Annotated in this window: 18 protein-coding genes; 12 read left to right on the top strand and 6 right to left on the bottom strand. The window is 60.0% G+C overall.

The features are described from left to right. The first annotated feature begins 87 nt into the window (after window positions 1-87). The 3 genes from V7660_RS05945 (at window position 88) to V7660_RS05935 (ending at window position 2,747) form a co-directional block, all read left to right on the top strand. On the top strand, window positions 88-447 hold the full coding sequence (locus tag V7660_RS05945; protein ID WP_335602207.1) for a hypothetical protein: 360 nt from the start codon (window positions 88-90) through the stop codon (window positions 445-447). 353 nt (window positions 448-800) lie between these two features. Further along, window positions 801-2,093 (top strand): two-component system sensor histidine kinase NtrB, encoded by a 1,293-nt coding sequence (locus V7660_RS05940; protein ID WP_335602206.1) that lies wholly within the window; start codon window positions 801-803, stop codon window positions 2,091-2,093. A 30-nt stretch (window positions 2,094-2,123) separates the two neighbouring features. Continuing rightward, complete coding sequence (locus tag V7660_RS05935; RefSeq protein ID WP_335602205.1) at window positions 2,124-2,747, top strand: response regulator transcription factor; 624 nt, start codon at window positions 2,124-2,126, stop codon at window positions 2,745-2,747. Window positions 2,748-2,753: 6 nt separating this feature from the next. Here V7660_RS05935 and V7660_RS05930 read toward each other — a convergent pair whose 3' ends face one another. After that, the gene (locus V7660_RS05930) at window positions 2,754-3,428 is read right to left on the bottom strand and encodes a Crp/Fnr family transcriptional regulator (RefSeq protein ID WP_335602204.1); all 675 of its coding nucleotides are present in this window, start codon (window positions 3,426-3,428) and stop codon (window positions 2,754-2,756) included. Window positions 3,429-3,567: 139 nt separating this feature from the next. Further along, window positions 3,568-5,436 carry a PHA/PHB synthase family protein gene (locus V7660_RS05925; RefSeq protein ID WP_335602203.1) on the bottom strand — a complete coding sequence of 623 codons (1,869 nt, stop codon included), beginning with the start codon at window positions 5,434-5,436 and terminating at the stop codon, window positions 3,568-3,570. A gap of 144 nt (window positions 5,437-5,580) precedes the next feature. Between V7660_RS05925 and V7660_RS05920 the strand changes: the two genes are divergently transcribed. From V7660_RS05920 to V7660_RS05910, 3 genes are all read left to right on the top strand, one after another. After that, window positions 5,581-6,066 (top strand): Hsp20/alpha crystallin family protein, encoded by a 486-nt coding sequence (locus tag V7660_RS05920; protein ID WP_335602202.1) that lies wholly within the window; start codon window positions 5,581-5,583, stop codon window positions 6,064-6,066. Between the two features lie 413 nt (window positions 6,067-6,479). Next, window positions 6,480-7,817 carry a trigger factor gene (tig, locus tag V7660_RS05915; protein ID WP_442910030.1) on the top strand — a complete coding sequence of 446 codons (1,338 nt, stop codon included), beginning with the start codon at window positions 6,480-6,482 and terminating at the stop codon, window positions 7,815-7,817. 139 nt (window positions 7,818-7,956) lie between these two features. Then, window positions 7,957-9,117 (top strand): DUF2336 domain-containing protein, encoded by a 1,161-nt coding sequence (locus tag V7660_RS05910; protein ID WP_335602200.1) that lies wholly within the window; start codon window positions 7,957-7,959, stop codon window positions 9,115-9,117. Here V7660_RS05910 and V7660_RS05905 read toward each other — a convergent pair. Beyond that, window positions 9,114-9,794, bottom strand: a complete 681-nt coding sequence (locus V7660_RS05905) for an EAL domain-containing protein (RefSeq protein WP_335602199.1) — start codon at window positions 9,792-9,794, stop codon at window positions 9,114-9,116. The genes V7660_RS05910 and V7660_RS05905 overlap by 4 nt on opposite strands. 118 nt (window positions 9,795-9,912) lie before the next feature. On the opposite strand from V7660_RS05905, the gene V7660_RS05900 reads away from it, so the two are divergent. Further along, window positions 9,913-10,716 carry an NUDIX hydrolase gene (locus V7660_RS05900; RefSeq protein WP_335602198.1) on the top strand — a complete coding sequence of 268 codons (804 nt, stop codon included), beginning with the start codon at window positions 9,913-9,915 and terminating at the stop codon, window positions 10,714-10,716. 6 nt (window positions 10,717-10,722) lie between these two features. Here the strand turns inward: V7660_RS05900 and hslU are convergent, their stop codons facing one another. Both hslU and hslV read right to left on the bottom strand, forming a co-directional pair. Continuing rightward, window positions 10,723-12,027, bottom strand: coding sequence for an ATP-dependent protease ATPase subunit HslU (hslU, locus tag V7660_RS05895; protein WP_335602197.1), 1,305 nt, complete (start codon window positions 12,025-12,027; stop codon window positions 10,723-10,725). Window positions 12,028-12,092: 65 nt separating this feature from the next. Beyond that, window positions 12,093-12,650, bottom strand: coding sequence for an ATP-dependent protease subunit HslV (gene hslV / locus V7660_RS05890; protein ID WP_335602196.1), 558 nt, complete (start codon window positions 12,648-12,650; stop codon window positions 12,093-12,095). 129 nt (window positions 12,651-12,779) lie between these two features. On the opposite strand from hslV, the gene pstC reads away from it, so the two are divergent. The 5 genes from pstC to phoB are packed head-to-tail and all read left to right on the top strand — an operon-like array spanning window position 12,780 to window position 17,999. Then, entirely contained in the window at window positions 12,780-14,195 is a 1,416-nt protein-coding gene (gene pstC / locus V7660_RS05885; RefSeq protein ID WP_335602195.1) for a phosphate ABC transporter permease subunit PstC, read from the top strand. Then, window positions 14,188-15,753, top strand: coding sequence for a phosphate ABC transporter permease PstA (gene pstA / locus V7660_RS05880; protein ID WP_335602194.1), 1,566 nt, complete (start codon window positions 14,188-14,190; stop codon window positions 15,751-15,753). Before pstC ends, pstA begins: the two co-directional genes overlap by 8 nt. After that, window positions 15,753-16,583 carry a phosphate ABC transporter ATP-binding protein PstB gene (pstB, locus tag V7660_RS05875; RefSeq protein WP_335602193.1) on the top strand — a complete coding sequence of 277 codons (831 nt, stop codon included), beginning with the start codon at window positions 15,753-15,755 and terminating at the stop codon, window positions 16,581-16,583. The genes pstA and pstB overlap by 1 nt, the downstream gene beginning before the upstream one ends. Window positions 16,584-16,593: 10 nt before the next feature. Further along, a complete protein-coding gene (phoU, locus tag V7660_RS05870; protein ID WP_335602192.1) occupies window positions 16,594-17,286 on the top strand; it encodes a phosphate signaling complex protein PhoU in 693 nt (230 codons plus the stop codon). Between the two features lie 26 nt (window positions 17,287-17,312). Next, window positions 17,313-17,999: a phosphate regulon transcriptional regulator PhoB gene (phoB, locus tag V7660_RS05865; protein ID WP_034812767.1), complete on the top strand. Its 687-nt coding sequence runs from the start codon at window positions 17,313-17,315 to the stop codon at window positions 17,997-17,999. Here the strand turns inward: phoB and V7660_RS05860 are convergent. Then, entirely contained in the window at window positions 17,996-18,697 is a 702-nt protein-coding gene (locus V7660_RS05860) for a dienelactone hydrolase family protein (protein WP_335602191.1), read from the bottom strand. The two genes, phoB and V7660_RS05860, sit on opposite strands and share 4 nt — an antisense overlap. Window positions 18,698-18,828: the final 131 nt, after the last annotated feature.

Genomic DNA, 18,828 nt, shown 5'->3' with positions numbered 1-18,828 from the left:
TCCCCGCAATTGAGTCTGGGGTTCAGTAACGTCTTATAGAAGCAGTCCAACAAGTATTCCGGCACAACCGCAACAGGAGGATGCATCATGGCCCAGACAAAATCCCAGACAGAGAAAGCCGCTTCGAGCCCGAAGGCGAGCCAGAGTTCTTCCAAGGGCGCGACGGGCTTCATCCCCAATAGTGCAATTCCGATCCCGGTTGCGGATACGATGCAGTTCAGCGCCGATACGATGAAGCATTTGATGGAGAGCAGTCAGGACATGGCGCGATTCTACAATAATCGCCTTCGGAAGGATATTTCCTTCATGAGCGAACTCGGCAGCTGCAAGTCTCCGGTACAAGGCGCTGCGGTCTGGTTCCGTGCTGCCAGTGAAGCGGCGCATGATTATGCCGACCAGTTTGACCGTGTCGTGGCGATCACGCTTAACGGATCGGCGTCCGAGTAGGGCCAAACCTGAACAGGCCTGGTCAGACGCCTGGGTGCGTCATAATCGGATCGGATCATTTGAATAATACGCAGCATCTGGACTCTGTCCTAAGGCCGGTCACGACTTTTCTGGACGAAGCCTTGGGACGAGTGGATGCCAGCCGCGTCCTTTCAGAAACGGCCCAACCGCTGATTCAGGCCATTGAAGCCGTGCCCGGAGCCGGTCGCGTGGCTGTGTTTCTAAACGGGGGTATTGTCGGGCCTCTCTTTGTATCCGGCCCTTCGTTTGAGATACATGAAATCGAGGCTCTATCGGCGGTCATCGCAGACATTGCCACTGAGCCGCCGAGGCGTAGTATTGAGACACGGGCCTTGTCCGACGAGTCTGAACTACACCGTGCGCGGCTTTTTCCATTAAGAGTCTCCGGCGAACAGCCTGCCGCCCTGCTTGTCATAGTGCGTGACCGGGCCGATCAGAAAGACCATTCCGTCTTTGATACCTTCATGGACCAGATCGCTCAGATCGCCGGGATCATCGTGGAAGACCGCCGGTTGCGATCAAAAATGACCGACCAGCAATCGGTGCTGGAAGCGTTGCTGGGCGCAGCCCCGGACGCAATCATCCGGATCAACCGCTCAGGCACTATTCTGGATTTCCTGGGGAGTGCGTCGCGGCTGTTCGGATGGCGGGCCGAAGAGATTGTGGGCAAATCGCTGACAGTACTGATGCCGGAACCCCATTCGTCGCGGCATGGCAATTATATTGATGCTTTCCTGCAAACAGGGGAGCGGAGGCTTCCCGATTTCGGACGCCGGCTCCAGGCTTGTCACAAGACAGGCAAGACCTTCCCCATCGAAATTGCGCTGAGCCAGCTACCTGGGCGCGAGGACGTGGAATTCATCGGCATCGTGCGGGACATTTCACACCGCGTGGCCCGGGAGACCGAAATTGATGCTCTGCGCGAAGCCCTCGATGCGGCCGCCTTGCAGAGCGCGCTCGGTGAGTTTGCGTCGATCATCGCGCATGAACTGAACCAGCCATTGACCGCGATCGCCAATTACATGGATGCGTTGGAGTTGCGGCTTGCATCACCCAGTCCGGAAAATCTCGATACCGCCATCGAACTGGCCAAACGGTCTGGCGCGCAGGCACGGCTTGGCGGGAAGGTGATTGCCAGAACACGCCGCATGGCTCTGAGAGGCGAAACCGAACCACGCATGGATAGTTTCCACGAAGCGGTGGCGGAAACCATGTCGATGATGGCGCACGCTCCGGCCGCCAAGGGGGTAATGATCCGCTACCGGCAGGAAGGGATGGACGAGCCTTCCCTGTTCGACCGTGTCCAGATCCAGCAGATCGTCATGAACCTGTCGAGCAACGCCTTGCGGGCCATGGCGGGCATGGACAGGGCCGAGCTTGCTGTAACGTCCCGTCAGACTGAAGAGACGCTTGAACTTGTCGTTCGCGACACGGGGCCCGGCATAGCTGAGGCCGACAGGCCGAAGATTTTCGAACGGTTCTTCCGCCGAAGCAAATCAGGGATGGGGCTGGGTCTCTCCATTGTGCGCCGGATAGCCAATGCCCATGGGGGAGATATACGCCTCACCGATTCAATCGGGAGTGGCGCCGAGTTCACCCTTACTCTTCCCCGGCGGATAGTATAGTCTGTTGCAGACCAAGAGGAGCAGCAGTGCGTGACAGAGGCCAATACCTGCAAGGTTATCGTGGTTGATGATGATGCAGGTGTCAGGGATTCTTTAGATGCCCTTCTTAGCGCCAAGGGCTATGCCTGCCTGTTGTACGCGAATGCAGAAGGTTTCCTGAAGGCGAACGACCCGGAAGACCCGGCAATCATCCTGATGGATTATTCGCTCGGAACAGAGTCCGGACTGGACGCGATCAAATCCGTCCGGGCGCAGGGCGACGTCCGCCCAATCATCATGATTACTGCGCATGGTGACATAGAACTTGCGGTCGATGCCATGAAAGCGGGGGCCACGGATTTCATCGAGAAGCCCTGGGACAGGAATGCCTTGTTCGAGGCAATCGACCGCGCAACAAAACAGGCCCAGACAGCAGCTGACCGCGCCAATGGACGACGGCGCGCGCTGGAAGCGCTGGAAAGTTTCACGCCCCGCGAGCGGGATGTCTTCGACCAGCTGATTACAGGGGCTTCTAACAAGCTTGTCGCGCGAACGCTCGACCTCAGTCCGCGTACGGTGGAATTCTATCGGGCCAATGTGCTCGAAAAGGCGGGAGTCGCCAGTGTCGCGGAGCTGGTTCGGCTGGCCTTCATGGCGCGCGGCGCAAACCTCTGACCGAAATCAGACGGCAATGCCATTCCGGTCGAAACTGCCCTGTTCCGACCGGCCGGCCAAACGCGAGAGGCAGTTGTAATTCAGGATACGGAACCTGTCCGGACGGGGTAGGTCGATCACATTTGTCTGCTTGAACCGGTTCAGCATGCGGCTCACGGTTTCGAGCGTCAGGCCAAGATGGTCTGCCATGTCGCAACGGCTCATGCAGATTGGCGTGTAACCATCCGCGCGCGGGGCGAAATGGGAATCCAGAAACAGCACAAACTCCGCGACACGTTCCTTGGCACATCGGCAGGCCAGAAGAGTCGCTTGTCGGCGCGCATCGGCGGCGGATTTGTCAATGTCGCGGAATACTTCCTGACGGAACTGGGCGTCTTCCAGAAGGCGGCGCTCAAAGGCCGCGCGGGTGACATATTCGGTTTCAACGCGGCTCAAGGCCTCGGCGCTCGTCGGGCTGGTCGCGCACAGGCAGAGGGAGACATAGTCGCCGGGGCCGGCAAAGGCTTCGATCTGGCGATGCCCGTCTGCGGTGACACGATAGACGGTGACCGTGCCTGAAACGATCTTGTGGATGCCCCGATCAGTGTCGCCCTGATGAAAAAGATGGTCCCCCGCAGCGTAAACTTGCCTGACGCTCGCTGAGTTCGCCTGCATTTCAAAGACTGCCGCGATCCGGGCCATGCCATTCTCCTAGCTTTGCTTGCGTTGAACCGATGAGGGGAGAATGACGCAAGGAACTGGGGTCTGACACTACGGGAGAATACGCATACGGGAAATTACGGGGCGAGATTCCCGTCTGAGGGTTGATACCGCGCTGGCTTTAGCGCTGGAGTACATATTGTCCCGGCGCAGCCATGACGGGTTTGTAGTCTTCGATCCCGCCGCCGGGTTTGGGCGGATCGGCGGGGTCGCCCGAATGGGCTGACAGCCAGTCTACCCAGGCCGGCCACCAGGAGCCCTCCTCGAAGGCGGCCGTGTTGTACCAGGTTGCCGGGTCGAGATGCGGCGCATCATGGGGCTTTGTGAGAAGACGGTAGTGGCGGCCCTCCCGGCCGGGTTCGGACACGATGCCACCATTATGGCCGCCGCTGGCCAGGACGAAGGTGACTTCTGCATCCGTAAGCCGGTGCATTTTGAACGCCGAGGGCCACGGCGCGATATGGTCGTGCTCCGTTCCCACTGCGAATATTGGTGTACGGATATCACTGAGGAAGACGGCCTTGCCATCGACCTTCAGACGTCCTTCGGCGAGGTCGTTGTTGAGAAACAAGTGTCGCAAATATTCCAGATGCATCCGGTAGGGCATGCGCGTGCCGTCAGCATTCCAGGCCATCATGTCGGTCATCGGGTCACGTTCGCCCATGAGATAGGTGCGCATGTTGCGGGAGAAGACGAGGTCGTTCGAGCGCAGGATCTGAAAGGCCCCCGCCATTTGGCCCGTGTCCAGGAAGCCCTGTTCCCACATCACGTCTTCCAGAAGCGCCAGCTGGCTCTCATTCACAAATAGCGTGAGTTCGCCGGCTTCCTTGAAGTCCGATTGCGCGGCGAAGAAGGACAGGCTGGCCAGTTGGTCGCCTGCTTCGCGGCGCATCGCGGCGGCTGCGATTGAAAGCAGGGTGCCACCAAGGCAATATCCGACCGCGTGAACTTTCTTTCCGCCGCATATCTTGCGCACGGCCTCCAGCCCGGCACGGCAGCCAAGGTCCAGATAATTGTCGAGTCCGAGGTCGCGATCTTCGGGGTCCGGATTTTTCCAGGAGATCATGAAGACCGTGAACCCCTGATCGGTCAGGTACTTCACAAGAGAATTCTCGGGGCTGAGATCAAGAATATAGTATTTCATGATCCAGGCAGGCGTAATGAAGACCGGTTCCGGGCGGACCTTCTTGGTCGTGGGCGCATACTGGATGAGTTCGATCAGCCGATTGCGAAACACCACCTGGCCGGGCGTCACGGCGACGCGCTCGCCGACGGGAAACATTTCTGCGCCAATCGGAGGATGTCCTCCCGCCTGGCGTTCCCAGTCTTCCACGAAATTCTGGAAGCCTTTCGCCAGATTGCCGCCGCCACTGGTCAGGGTGGCCTGCATCACGTCCGGGTTCAGCCAGGGGATATTGGAGGGCGACAGCATGTCGAGGATCTGTCGGGTGGTGAATGTCGTGATCGCTTCGTTCTGGGCATCTACGCCCCGGACGCCCCGCGTCGCATTGTGCCACCATTGCTGGGTCAGCAGGAAGGACTGGCTGACCGCGTTGAAGGGCCAGGTCTGCCATGCGGGCGAACTGAACCGTTTATCCTGTGGTAGGGGTTCGATGCAGCGCTCGCAATTTTCCGGGTCCTGCGTCGCAGATTCCAGCCAGGCGATGTATCGCAGTGCCTTGCGGACGCCTTTGACGCGCAATTGCATTTGCTTTCCGGGAGATACGGCCAGATGAGTCGCCCAGTCCGCGAAGGCCAACCAGAGGCCGAGCGGGGATAACCCGCCTGTGAAGTGAGCGGCATAGGCGTGAACGGAGCGGTCCAGAACGTCGCCATAGGCAGTGGCGGCATAGCTGTCGCGACTGGATTCCAACCACGGCGCCAAGGAAGGCGGCCGCCAGGGCTTCCCGGCCTTTGCGAGCCAGGGCAGCGCCCATGACAGCGGCCGCGTCGTGTCTTGATCGCTTGAGGGGGCTTGGCCATCCGGCATGGCAATCACACTCCTGTCCCATACTCATTTCGGAAGGATATTTGAGGGCCGTGTTGCCGGGAAGTCTTGATGTTGGTCAATTCGCGCTGCGCGTCGATGTGTAGGGTCGTTTCATTCCCTCAACATTGTCAAAGGAGACTCATCATGACGACCGCTGCACAGGAAAATACGGGTGGGGTGATCCCCAGCGCAGGTGCGCGCGGGATGCTTGATCCATTCTCGCAGCTTCGCAGCGAAATGGACACTTTGTTCGGACGCTATTTCCGGCCGGCGCCGCCGAATGGCGCCAATGGTGACATGTTGGTAGCCCTCGATGTGGCCGAGACCGACAAGGCCTATGAATTCAAGCTCGATGTTCCCGGCGTGAAGCGGGAGGATATTGATATCGACTATTCGCAAGGGCGGCTTTCCGTCTCCGGTGAGCGGAAACACGAAAAGACGGAAGAGAAGAAATCCTACCGGCGCTCCGAGCGCTCATTTGGGGCGTTCTCGACGAGCATGGCTTTGCCGGCGGATGTCGATAGTGACAAGATTCAGGCCGAATTGAAGGATGGGGTGCTCAGTATTTCCGTGCCGAAATCCGACGATGCGCGCAAACAGGCGAAGAAAATTTCGGTCAAGGCTGGTTAGGCTTCGACCTTCGCGTAAATCGAAACGATGAGACCGGACTGGATGGCCCTGCGGACCCTTTCAGTCCGGTTTCCTGTGTCCGGTCTGTGAATCAGCACTTCGGGAATACCTCTTCAGACAAATTCCCGTTGCCCATTGCCGGCGGCCCCGACGTCTGCCTTCAGCTTTAATCGGCGGCGGAGTTTTGTGCTTGAAGCTCTTTCTGGCTGGCCAAATACGACCGTCTGGCTGTCTTCCCACGTCCACGAAACTGTCTGCTGGCTTTGGGGTCGGTGAAAGTGCTGCAATACGCGCATAGTCCAGCGTGGACAGGGGCTTTCGGCTATGACATAAGCCGCCCCTTCAGACAGGATTCACAGGGCGCCCGCGCGCATTTCTTGCGCCCGTGACCCAAGATACGGATGATTGAACCGATGGAAGTTACCCAGACCAAGGCAGAAGGTCTTAGCCGCACGTTCGCCGTTAAAGTGCCGGCCTCGGAACTGCAGGCGAAACTCGACGAGCGGATTGAAGAAATCCGGCCGCAAATGAAGCTCAAGGGCTTCCGTCCGGGCAAGGTGCCCGCATCCCACGTCCGCAAGCTGTACGGCCAGGACCTGATGGGCGAGTTGATCAACAAGCTGGTTACCGAAACCAACCAGAAGGCGCTGGAAGACAATGAGCTGCGCCCGGCTGGCCAGCCAGACGTCCAGCTCGACGGTGACATGGAAGCCGTGGTCAAAGGCCAGGCCGACCTGTCCTACAACATGAATGTCGACGTGATGCCGGAATTCGAGCCGGCCGATGTCAGCAAGCTGGCCATCACGCGCCCCGTCGCAGAAGTCTCCCAGGAGCAGATTGACGAGGCCCTTGGCCGTATCGCCGAGCAGAACACCCAGTACGAAGCGCGCGCCAAAACGGCGAAAGCCAAGGATGGCGACGCGGTCGTCATGGATTTCGTCGGCAAGATCGATGGCGAAGCCTTTGAAGGCGGTAGCGCCGAGCAGCAGACCCTGGTTATCGGGTCCGGCCAGTTCATCCCTGGCTTTGAAGACCAACTCGTTGGCGTGAAGGCTGGCGACGAAAAAGACGTGACCGTCACCTTCCCGGAAGAGTATGGCGCTGCCGACCTCGCCGGCAAGGAAGCCGTCTTCGAAGTGAAAGTGCATGAAGTGCGCGCGCCGAAGACCGCTGAACTCGACGACGAATTCGCCAAGGGCCTCGGTCTGGAAAGCCTTGAGCAGCTGACCGGCCTCGTGAAGGACCAGCTGAAAGCCGAGCATGTTGGCGCCTCCCGCGCCAAGGCGAAGCGCAACCTTCTGGACCAGCTGGACGAAGCGCACAGCTTCGACTTGCCGCCGAACATGGTGGAGCAGGAGTTCAACCAGATCTGGCAGCAGCTGCAGGCAGAAATGGATGCTGGCCGCACCGCTGACGAAGACAAGGACAAATCCGAAGACGAGCTCAAGGAAGAGTATCGCAAGATCGCCGAGCGCCGTGTGCGTCTTGGCCTCGTCCTCGCAGAGATCGGCCGTGTGGCGGATGTTCGCATTTCCGAGCAGGAAGTGAACCAGGCCCTGATCCGTGAAGCTCGCCAGTATCCGGGCCAGGAAACGCAGGTCGTGGAATTCTTCCGCAACAATCCGGGTGCGATGGCCCAGCTGCGCGCACCGATCTATGAAGACAAGGTCGTCGACCACATTCTGGAAGTTGCTGAAATCACCGAGGAAACGGTTTCCCGTGAGGAGCTCTTCAAGGAAGAAGACGAATAGTCTTCACAGCAGACGAAGTTTTGAGGAAAGCCGGTCCGCAGTGACCGGCTTTTTTCATGGGCCAAACCTCAATAGGTAAACTGGATGTTAACCGCATCCCGCGAATTTGTGTCGAATCGTAAGGAAGAGGCATCAGAAGATGAGCGTCCAGAGCATTCGCCCGCAGCTGACCGAGCAGGATATCCATCGCCTGATCAAGGGCGAGACACCTGAAGACCGCGCGTCAGTGGCTCATCGTCTGTGCCGCCGCATCGCGCTGGATGTGCTGAGCGATGCCGAGCGCGAATATGCGCAGGAAATCATGGGCATCCTGGCGGATGACGCCGCCGATCTGGTGCGCCGCACCTTGTCTGTCACTCTTCGCAACTCCCCGATCCTGCCACGCGAAATCGCCTTGAAACTGGCGCAGGACATTGAGGCGGTCGCCATTCCGGTTCTTCAGGATTCCCCTGTCTTCACCGAAGAGGATCTGATCGAACTTGTCCTGTCTGTCACGGCGGCGAAGCAGGCTGCCATCGCAAATCGGGAACATCTCTCGACAACGCTGACGGAAGTGATTTCGGAACACGGCACCGTAGAAGCAGTCCGGATGTTGTCGGCCAATGAGGGCGCTGAATTTACCGATTCGGCCTATGATAATTCGATCCATCGGTTCGGATCGGATGAGGGCGTGCAAAAAGGCCTGATCAGCCGGGAATACATCCCGACCCATATCGCTGAGAAAATGGTTTCGCTTGTGTCGGGCCAGCTGTTTGACCTGCTGGTCAATCGCCATGAACTGCCAGCCCAGATGGCCATTGACCTGGCCTCGGCCTCCCGCGAGCGGGCCACGATCGATCTGGTGGAGCAGGCGGGCCGAACCTATGATTTGCCGCGCTTTGTTTCGCAATTGCACCTTAACGGCCGCTTGACGCATTCACTCATCATGCGCGCGCTCTGCTGCGGCCAGATGCCGTTCGTCGAGCACTCGCTGGCGGAACTCTCCGGAGTGGGGCACCAGCGTGTCTGGCTGATGATCCATGATGCAGGACCACTCGGCCTGCAGGCCGTGTTCGACCGCGCCGGCATGCCCCGCAAGATGCTGCCGGCCTTTCGCGCCGCTGTGAACGTGTTCCATGAGACCACCCATGATGGCGGCCCAAATGACCGGGCTCGCTTCCGGGCGCGGATGATTGAACGCGTGCTGACACAGTTCCAGGCGATCCCGAAGGAAGACCTCGACTATCTGCTTGAAAAGCTGGATTATTATTCGGAAATGGCCGCCATGGAAGAAGTCGGCGACTCAGTGGGCGCTGCCTAGCAGTCGGTCCGCATCCGAACGCCGGCCTTCACGCCGAGGCTGTCCAGGAAGGCGCCATCGCGCCAATTGGCATTATCGGCAATGACAAGAATGCCGGCGGCGCTCGCAGATTCGCAGATATTCATCAGCTCTTCATTGAGATCCAGTTCGCGGGCATCGACGCGGATACTGTCAATCATCAGGCCAAGGCCGTCGCGCAATTGGGTCTGCCAGGATTTGCGCATGTCGATGGCAACACGAAAGCCGCGCTTGCGGAGGCTGGCCACGCGGTGAACCGCGTCAGAGCGACCATCGGCAAGGGCCGAATCCTGGAATTCGAGGCTGATTTCCTGCTGGCACAGAGTCGTGCGCCGAATGGCTGCGTCACAGCCCACGGCAGTATTGTCGTCCATCAGGGCGGCCGCCGGGGCCGGGACGAGGATGGGGCGGAGACGATTGTCAGAGGTGTGGGCCGCGCTGGCGATTTCCAGAAGGCGATCCGCAAGCCATTTGCCCGGCCCGGAAACCGCACGGGCTTCCGTCAGAGGGCCGAACGTCGCCTTTTCCTCATAGTGCTGGGACAGCTCGCAGACGGCGCCAAAAGAGGTGCCGTCCAGAACATGCATTACAGGCTGGAAGCGGAGATGGACCTTCTGTCCACTGTGGGCGACAACTTTCGTTTGAAGCAATTCCCGCATCACTCTTCCCGTCTTTCTGACCGTGCCTATTGCCTTCCCTAAGGGAGAGGATTGAAGATCACGCGCAGAAATCCGTGCGGATTTTGAGGAAATTTGACAGAAAAACGGGACCATAAGAATGACAATCACGCCCGATGCGCCACGACTCTCCGCCACAGTCCTTATTGTTCGGGATGGTTCGTCCGTTCCTGAAGTGCTGATGGTGAAACGCCATTACCAGATTGATTTCGCGGCGGGTGCGCTCGTTTTTCCTGGCGGCAAGGCGACACCGGAAGATTCCAGCGCAGACTGGGACACTTACACTGACGGCGATTTCGGCCCGGTCCAACAGGATGCGCGGATCGCGGCTGTGCGCGAGGCATTTGAGGAGTCGGGCCTCCTGCTGGCACGGCCCCGGTCCCGGCGCGGGACCAACCAACCACTGGTGGGCCCGGACATGGCGGAGAAGCTGGACCCGTTTCGCTCAGCCGTGGATCGCGGTGAGCAAAGTTTCCTTGAGCTGATCCGGGACAATGACCTTGTCCTTGCATTGGATAGTCTCGTGCATTTCGGTCACTGGATTACCCCGGACATGATGCCCAAGCGGTTCGACACGCATTTCTATGTAGCGCCCGCGCCGCCAGACCAGATCGCTGCGCATGATGGGCGGGAGACGACTGATTCTGTCTGGATCGGCGCGCAGGCTGCTCTGGAGGCAGAGGAGGCGGGAGAGGCGGTCATCATCTTCCCGACCCGGATGAATTTGAAGAAGTTCGCAACGGCGAGTTCTGTGGCCGATGCCGTCAGCCGGTTTGGTCGCGAGACCGTCGTGACGGTGAAGCCCCAGCAATCAGAGACGCCGGAAGGCGAGCCGTGCCTGATCATTCCCGAAGTGGACGGATACGGTCAGACGGTTGAGTTGCTGTCACGGGTGAACGTCTAGCTCACGCTAGAGAATGAATTTCGACAGGTCCGCATCGCCGGCCAGACTCGCGACGCGCTCATTCACATAGTCCGGCGTGATCGTGATGGTCTCGCCTGTCTTGTCGGGGGCCTCGAAGCTGATCTCGTCCAGCAGGCGCTCCAGCACCGTCTGCAAGCGGCGCGCGCCAATATTTTCGACGCTGCTATTTACGGCTTCGGCCAGGTCGGCGAGGCGGTCGATGGCGGCGTCCTCGAATTCCAGCGTGACGCCTTCGGCCTGCATCAGCGCCTGGTACTGGCGGATCAGGCTGGCCTCCGGCTCAACAAGGATCCGGCGCAAATCGTCGCGTGTCAGCGCATCCAGTTCGACGCGGATAGGCAGGCGGCCTTGCAGCTCCGGTAGGAGGTCAGAGGGTTTGGACACATGGAATGCGCCCGAAGCGATGAACAGGATATGGTCGGTCTTTACGGCGCCGCGCTTGGTGCTGACCGTGGTTCCCTCGATCAGCGGGAGCAGGTCGCGCTGGACGCCTTCGCGACTGACATCGGCGCCGCCGCGACCCTGCTTGGCCGCGACCTTGTCGATCTCGTCAAGGAAGACGATGCCATCCTCTTCCACGGCGTGAACCGCTTCGCGGACAATCGCATCCTCATCCAGCAAGCGATCCGATTCTTCCTCAATCAGCGGCTGGTAGGCTTCCTTGACCGTGGTGCGCACACGCTTGGTGCGTCCACCCATCGCCTTGCCAAGCATGTCGGAGAGATTGATCATGCCCATGGAGCCGCCTTGGCCGGGAATGTCCATCATCTGCATCGGGCTGCCGGTTTCGGCAATGTCGAGATCGACTGGCTTGTCATCCAGCTCACCGGCGCGGAGCTTGCCGCGGAAGACTTCCCGCGTGGAGGACTGGGCCTCTTCGCCGACCAGCGCATCCAGCAAGCGTTCTTCGGCCGCGTCCTTGGCCTGGGCGGCCACGCCTTCGCGCTTCTGTTCGCGGATCATGGAGATCGAGGCTTCAACCAGGTCCCGGATGATCTGTTCCACATCGCGGCCGACATAGCCGACTTCGGTGAATTTTGTGGCTTCGACTTTGAGGAAGGGCGCATTGGCGAGCCGGGCGAGGCGGCGCGAGACTTCGGTCTTGCCGACGCCCGTAGGGCCGATCATCAGAATGTTCTTCGGCGTGATCTCGCCCCGGATGGAGTCGGGTGCCTTTTTCCGGCGCCAGCGGTTCCGCAATGCAATGGCGACGGCGCGCTTGGCGCCCGTCTGGCCAACAATATGGCGATCAAGCTCAGCAACGATCTCGCGGGGGGTAAGGTCTTTCATCAGGTTTTCCAGACTGGGGCTGGTCTGTCGGCCAGCGTGGAACAGGGACGCGAAAGGCTCGGACCTCAAAGGTCCAGCGTTTCCAGCGTGAAATGGCTATTGGTGTAAACGCAGATGTCGGCGGCGATTTGCATGGCCTTTCGCCCGATCTCTTCGGCGTCATCTTCGTACTCGTAGAGCCCGCGCGCGGCGGCAAGCGCGAAATTGCCACCAGAGCCCACGGCGACGACATTGTGTTCCGGCTCGAGTACGTCGCCTGCGCCCGTGATGACCAGCGTCGATTCCTTGTCGGCAACGATCAGCAGGGCTTCGAGCTTCTGGAGGTATTTCTCGGTGCGCCAATCCTTGGCGAGTTCGACGGCTGCGCGCTGGAGCTGGCCCGGATGGCGTTCCAGTTTGGCTTCGAGTCGTTCGAACAGGGTGAAGGCGTCTGCGGTGGCGCCAGCAAACCCGGCGAGGATCTCCCCACCGGCGATGCGACGCACCTTGCGGGCATTGCCCTTCATGATGGTCTGGCCCATGGAAACCTGACCGTCGCTGAGCATTACGAGTTTCTGGCCTTTTCGGACGGCGAGGATGGTAGTGCCGTGCCAGATGGCCGCGCTGTGGCTGTCATTCGTCATGTGCTCTGATGTGGCCGATCCATGCTGTCTGTTCAAGAGAGTACCTGTTACATGAGTTTCCACAGCAATATGTCATATAAGTGTAGCTTTGCCCGGCTATCTGGGCGCGGATGGAAGGGAACCGCCTGAATGGTGCAGCAGCTCGGCCAACTACCTATGGGATGGTTGCTGACCGCGCTGCTTGTCTTCGTGGTCACGACCGGATTCTCTGTGGGGCGGATACGGGCTGAGCGGTATCTCGTTTCAGGCGGCCACAAATTCCACTCGCGCGGCAATTATCACGGATATTATGTCGCGATGTGGGGGCTGTTGCCCACATTGCTGATCGCAGCCGTGTATGTCCTGTTCTCACAGACCGCAGTTTTTGGCTTGCTCAACAGTGAACTGCCCGAAGGCTTTCACACCCTCTCCAAGGCTGAACTCCAATCCTATCTTGAAGCGGTCGCCGGCGCGGCAAAAACGGGCGGGTATGCGGGCGCGGACCGCATCTTCGCGACGGTCACCAGCCGCTTCCTCGAACTTTCCGGCAGCCTGAAGGCGGCGACCCTGACGGCCATGATCCTCTCTGCCATTGGCGGCATTGCCTACGCCCGCCGGAAAGTGGCCCCGGATTTCCGGGCGCGACTGAAGGTGGAGCGGGGGGCTGAGGCCTTCCTGTTCCTGTGCGCAGCAATCGCTATCGCCACCACGGTCGGGATCGTGGCCTCGCTGCTCTATGAGAGCCTGCGTTTCTTCGCGCAGGTGCCCGTCACGGACTTCCTGTTCGGCACGCGCTGGAATGCCCAGACCAGCGCGGAGTTTGGCGCGCTACCGCTTTTCTTCGGCACGTTCATGATCGCCCTGATCGCCATGTTCGTGGCGGCGCCGATTGGCCTCTTTGCCGCGATTTACCTGTCCGAATACGCCTCTGTGCGGACCCGGCGATACATGAAGCCCTTGCTGGAGATGCTGGCCGGCATTCCGACCGTTGTGTACGGCTTCTTCGCGCTCTTGGTAATTGCGCCGGGCGTGCGCGCGGCAGCGCTCGGCATCAATTCGCTCCTGATCAATATCGGCGTGACCTCGGAACCGTTCCTGGCCGCCCAACCGACCAGTGCGCTGGCGGCCGGTCTCGTCATGGGCGTCATGGTCATTCCGTTCGTGTCGTCGCTCTCGGATGACGTGATCAACGCCGTCCCGCAGACCCTGCGCGATGCGGCATTCGCCATGGGCGCAACCAAGTCAGAGACCATCAAGCAGATCATCCTGCCAGCCGCCTTGCCCGGCATTGTTGCGTCAATGCTGCTGGCCGTATCGCGCGCTATTGGCGAAACCATGATCGTGGTGATGGCGGCCGGGCAGCGGGCTCGCATCTCCTTCGATCCGTCAACGGATTTGACGACCATTACAGTTCAGATCGTGGCGCTCCTGACGGGCGAGACGCAATTCGACAGCCCGAAGACACTGTCGGCGTTCGCGCTTGGTCTTGTCCTGTTCCTGGTCACGCTCGGTTTCAACCTGATCGCCCTGCGGGTCGTGCAGCGATACAGGGAAAAATATGAGTAATCCTCCGGAAACCTCCCTCCAGTCTGAAAAGGCATTGAAGCGCCTTCGCCGGCGCCGCGCCGCGGACACGCGTTTCCGCATGTATGGGCTGGCCGCGCTGGGCTTTGCGCTGTTCTCTCTGGTCTTCCTGATCAGCGCGATTGCCTGGAAGGCGAGCGGGGCGGTGACCTATCATGTGGTGAAAACCGATATTGTCCTCACGCCGGAACGCATTGCCCCGGACGGAAATGCGTCGCCGGAAGAGATCACGCGCAACATAGAGGGCTTCTACACACTTGTGCGCGACGATTTGTTTGCGCGCTTCCCAAACGCAGGAGATAGCCTCCCGGTCAGGCAGGATTTCAGCGCGCTGGTTGACCGATTGGCCGTGCTGCCGCTGGCACGCCGCGTTGCGCGCCATCCCTCCCTGATCGGCCAGAGTGTCACTGTGAAAGTCCCGGTCTCTGATGATGTGGATCTCTTCCTGAAGCGGTCGTCGCCGCGGAGTATTCCTTTCCGGATTGGAGCTGGCGCTCAGATCAGTCCGGGGCAGGGCAGCGGCATGGTGCTGACCCAGCCGGATCTGGATTCCGTGCGCGCCACGCTCACCGCGCTCGGAGAGCAGGACGGCGTCCCGTCGGTCTTCGTCACAAGCAAGGGCGCAGTCGCGCGCCTGAGCGATCTGGGCGAGGAGGCAGCAACATTCGAATTGCTTGCCGGCGATGTGGCGGATTTTGAGGGTACGCCGCTCAAGGGCCTGATCGTGACCGTTCCGGAAAGTCGCCGGACCATTTCGGACCTTCAGATCGCATGGGCTCTGGCGCTGAGATCCGAAGGTGTCATCCGGCGCGTGCCGCATACGAGCCTGCTGACCCGCACTGACAGCACCTATCCCGAACTTGCCGGGTCATTGGCCGCGATTGTCGGATCGCTGCTGACGATGCTGGTCACGGGCATGGTGGCCATTCCGATGGGAATTTTTGCCGCCATCTTTCTGGAGGAGTTTGCGCCCAAGAACCGGCTGACCCAGCTTATTGAAGTGAACATCAACAATCTGGCCGCCGTGCCCTCCATCGTCTTCGGCCTGTTGGGGGCCACGCTGCTGCTCGGGACGTTCGGCTTGCCGCGGTCTGCGCCGCTGGTGGGCGGGCTTGTGCTGGCGCTGCTGATCCTGCCTGTGGTCATCATTGCCGCGCGGGCGGCCCTGCGCGCCGTGCCGCCCTCCATTCGGAGCGGGGCGCTCGCTGTGGGAGCATCGCGGATGCAGGCCGTGTTTCACCATGTCCTGCCGCTGGCCTTTCCCGGCATGCTGACCGGCGCCATCCTTGGCATGGCGCGGGCGCTGGGCGAGACGGCCCCCTTGTTGCTGATTGGTATGGTGGCATTCGTCGCGGAAGTTCCCTCGTCCACGACGGACGAGGCGACAGCCCTGCCGGTGCTGATCTATAGCTGGGCCTCAAATGCTGAGCGGGCCTGGGAGCCGATGACGGCCGCCGTCATTGTCATCCTGCTCGCATTACTTGTTATAATGAACGTCATCGTCGTCATGTTGCGGCGCAAATTCGAGCGGAGATGGTGATGGATACAACCGCCCAGACAGATCACGACCCAGCCCTGACCGGGGAGGGCGCCGACAAGGCGCAGGCGCTCGTCTATCCGCGCATCGACTGCAAGGATGTGAGCGTCTTCTACAGCGGCAAGCAGGCCGTGTTTGACGTATCGCTTCCGGTATATGACCGGTCGGTCACGGCGCTAATCGGCCCATCGGGCTGTGGCAAGTCCACCTTCCTGCGGTGCCTCAACCGGATGAATGACACGATCGACGGCGCCAAGGTGACCGGCGAAATCTTCATGGACGGCGAGAACATCAATTCCCCGGAGGTGGACCCGGTCTTGCTGCGGTCGCGGGTAGGTATGGTGTTCCAGAAACCGAACCCGTTCCCGAAATCCATTTACGACAATATCGCCTATGGCCCACGGATTCACGGGCTCGTGGAAGACCGTCAGGAACTCGATGCCATTGTTGAAAAAAGCCTGCGCCGCGCGGGCCTGTGGCAGGAAGTGAAGGACCGGCTCGCCCAGCCTGGCACCAGCCTTTCAGGTGGCCAGCAGCAGCGCCTGTGCATCGCGCGGGCAATTGCCGTGCGCCCGGAAGTCATCCTGATGGACGAGCCCTGTTCCTCACTCGACCCGATCGCCACGGCGCGGATCGAAGAACTGATCGACGAGCTTCGTAAACGCTATTGCATTGTAATCGTGACCCATTCCATGCAACAGGCAGCGCGAGTGTCGCAACGCACGGCATTCTTCCATCTCGGTCATCTCGTCGAGATGGGCGATACGGACCAGATATTCACCAGCCCGCGCGAGCGGCGCACCGAAGACTACATCACCGGCCGGTTCGGATAAGGGAGACTTCATGGCAGATCACATCGTCTCAGCTTTTACGGACGAACTCGACAAGATAGCGGCCGATCTGATGCGCATGGGCGGCATCGTTGAGACGATGATCCTGGATTCCTGTCAGGCGGTTGATCGCAATGATCATGATCTGGCCAAGGATGTTATTTCCCGTGATCCCAGTGTCGACCGGCTGGAAGAGGAAGTGGAACGCCAGATCGTCAGCCTGATCGCGCGGCGTCAGCCGATGGCGCATGATCTGAGATCCGTGTTTGCCGCGCTGAAGACAGCGGGCGAACTGGAACGTATCGGCGATTTGTCAAAGAATATCGGCAAGCGCGCGCTGATGCTGGACGATGCGGTATCTGCGAACATGCGGCATGGCGTTGCGAGGATGGCTCGCCCGGTTTCGCTGCAATTGCATGCGGTGCTTGATGCCTACGCCACCAGCAACGCGGATACGGCGAAAACGGTCTGGGAAAGCGATGACGACATCGACCAGCACTACAATTCGCTGTTTCGCGAAATGATCACCTACATGATCGAGGACCCGCGCACGATCGGCGCCGGAGCCCACATGTTGTTCATGGCCAAGAACCTCGAACGCATCGGCGACCACTGTACGAACATCGCAGAATTTATTTACTTTCAAATCACTGGCGAATATCTCATGCCCCATGAGCGCCCGAAAGCCCCTAATACGGGCGTCTGAAAAGACGTAGGACGAGAGGATTAGTCATGAAGCCCTATGTGCTCATCGCCGAAGACGAAAGCGCCGTATCCGAGCTGCTTTTCTACAACCTCAAGAAAGAGGATTATGAGGTGGCCATCGCCAGCGATGGTGAGGAGGCTATGCTGATGATCGAGGAACGGGCGCCGGACCTGCTCCTGCTCGACTGGATGCTTCCAAAAGTCAGCGGCATTGAAGTCTGCCGGCGGATCCGCAGCGGCGGGGCCAATCCGAACCTGCCGATCATCATGCTCACCGCGCGGGGCGAAGAAAGCGACCGTATCCGGGGGCTTGATACCGGCGCCGATGATTATGTGACCAAACCATTCTCAACGACTGAGCTGATGGCGCGTGTCCGCGCCGTGTTGCGCCGGATTCGTCCGGGCCTGAAAGATGACCGGATCACGGTGGGCGACATCGAGATTGACCGCGTGGCCCACAAGGTTGCGCGCAATGGTCAGGACATTCATCTCGGACCGACCGAGTTCCGCCTGCTCGACTATTTCATGCAGCATCCGGGGCGCGTCTTCTCGCGTGAGCAATTGCTGGACACGGTCTGGGGCTCTGACGTTTATGTCGAGGCCCGCACGGTGGATGTGCATGTCGGCCGCCTGCGCAAGGCGCTGCGGCAGGAAGGCGGGGACGATCCGATCCGGACCGTCCGCTCCGCCGGGTATGCGCTCCGGGCCGACTAGAAGAGTTCAGCCAGGTAGTTTTCGAGGCTCTCGAAACTGCGACGGTCTGCATCGGCATTGTAGACCGTGCCCATCTCCTTGTTGTCGGCGCCGAGCGTAGTGAAGGAGTGCATGGACTTTCCGTGCACGTGCAGTTGCCAGTCTGCGCCTGCGCCCTCCAGCTCCTTCGTGATGGCCATCACATCCTCTGGCGTTGCCATCGGGTCGTGCCAGCCATGCTCCATCAGAACTTTGGCGGTGATTTTCGGAGTGGGCACATTCTCGGCCGGCCGGAACAGGCCGTGGAAGGAAGCAACGCCAAGCACGTCGTGATTGGCGCGCGCCATGTCGAGCACGCAGAGGCCCCCGAAACAGAATCCGATAGCGGCCGCTTTTTTCGGATCCACGCCAACCTGCTGCTTGGCTGCGGCAAGACCGCCTGCAAGGCGTTTCTGCAATTCTGCCCGGTCTTCGACCAGCGGATTCATCAGGGCCTGGCACTCCTCCACGGTCGCGCCGCGCATACCTTTCCCATAAACGTCCATGGCAAACGCCGCATACCCCATCTCTGATACGCGCTGGGCCTTTTCGCGTTCATTGTCGCCGAGACCACCCCAGGCATGGGCGATCACGACGACCGGAGCCACATCCTTACCCTTCGGACGCAGGAAGTAGCCTTCATAGGTCTTCCCATCGACGGTATAATCAACTGCGCTCATGTCTCTGCTCTCCTTGATGCGTGTCTGCCTGATACAGGGCATTCGGCCCGGTGTTTCAAGGGCTGCAGCGATTAGTATGAAGATTCTAGGATTTTCCGATACGTCCCACTCCACCGAATTATGCGGATAAA

It is taken from the genome of Hyphomonas sp. (genome assembly GCF_036964145.1).
Taxonomy (GTDB): Bacteria; Pseudomonadota; Alphaproteobacteria; order Caulobacterales; family Hyphomonadaceae; genus Hyphomonas.
This window is presented reverse-complemented; position numbering and strand designations above follow the sequence as displayed.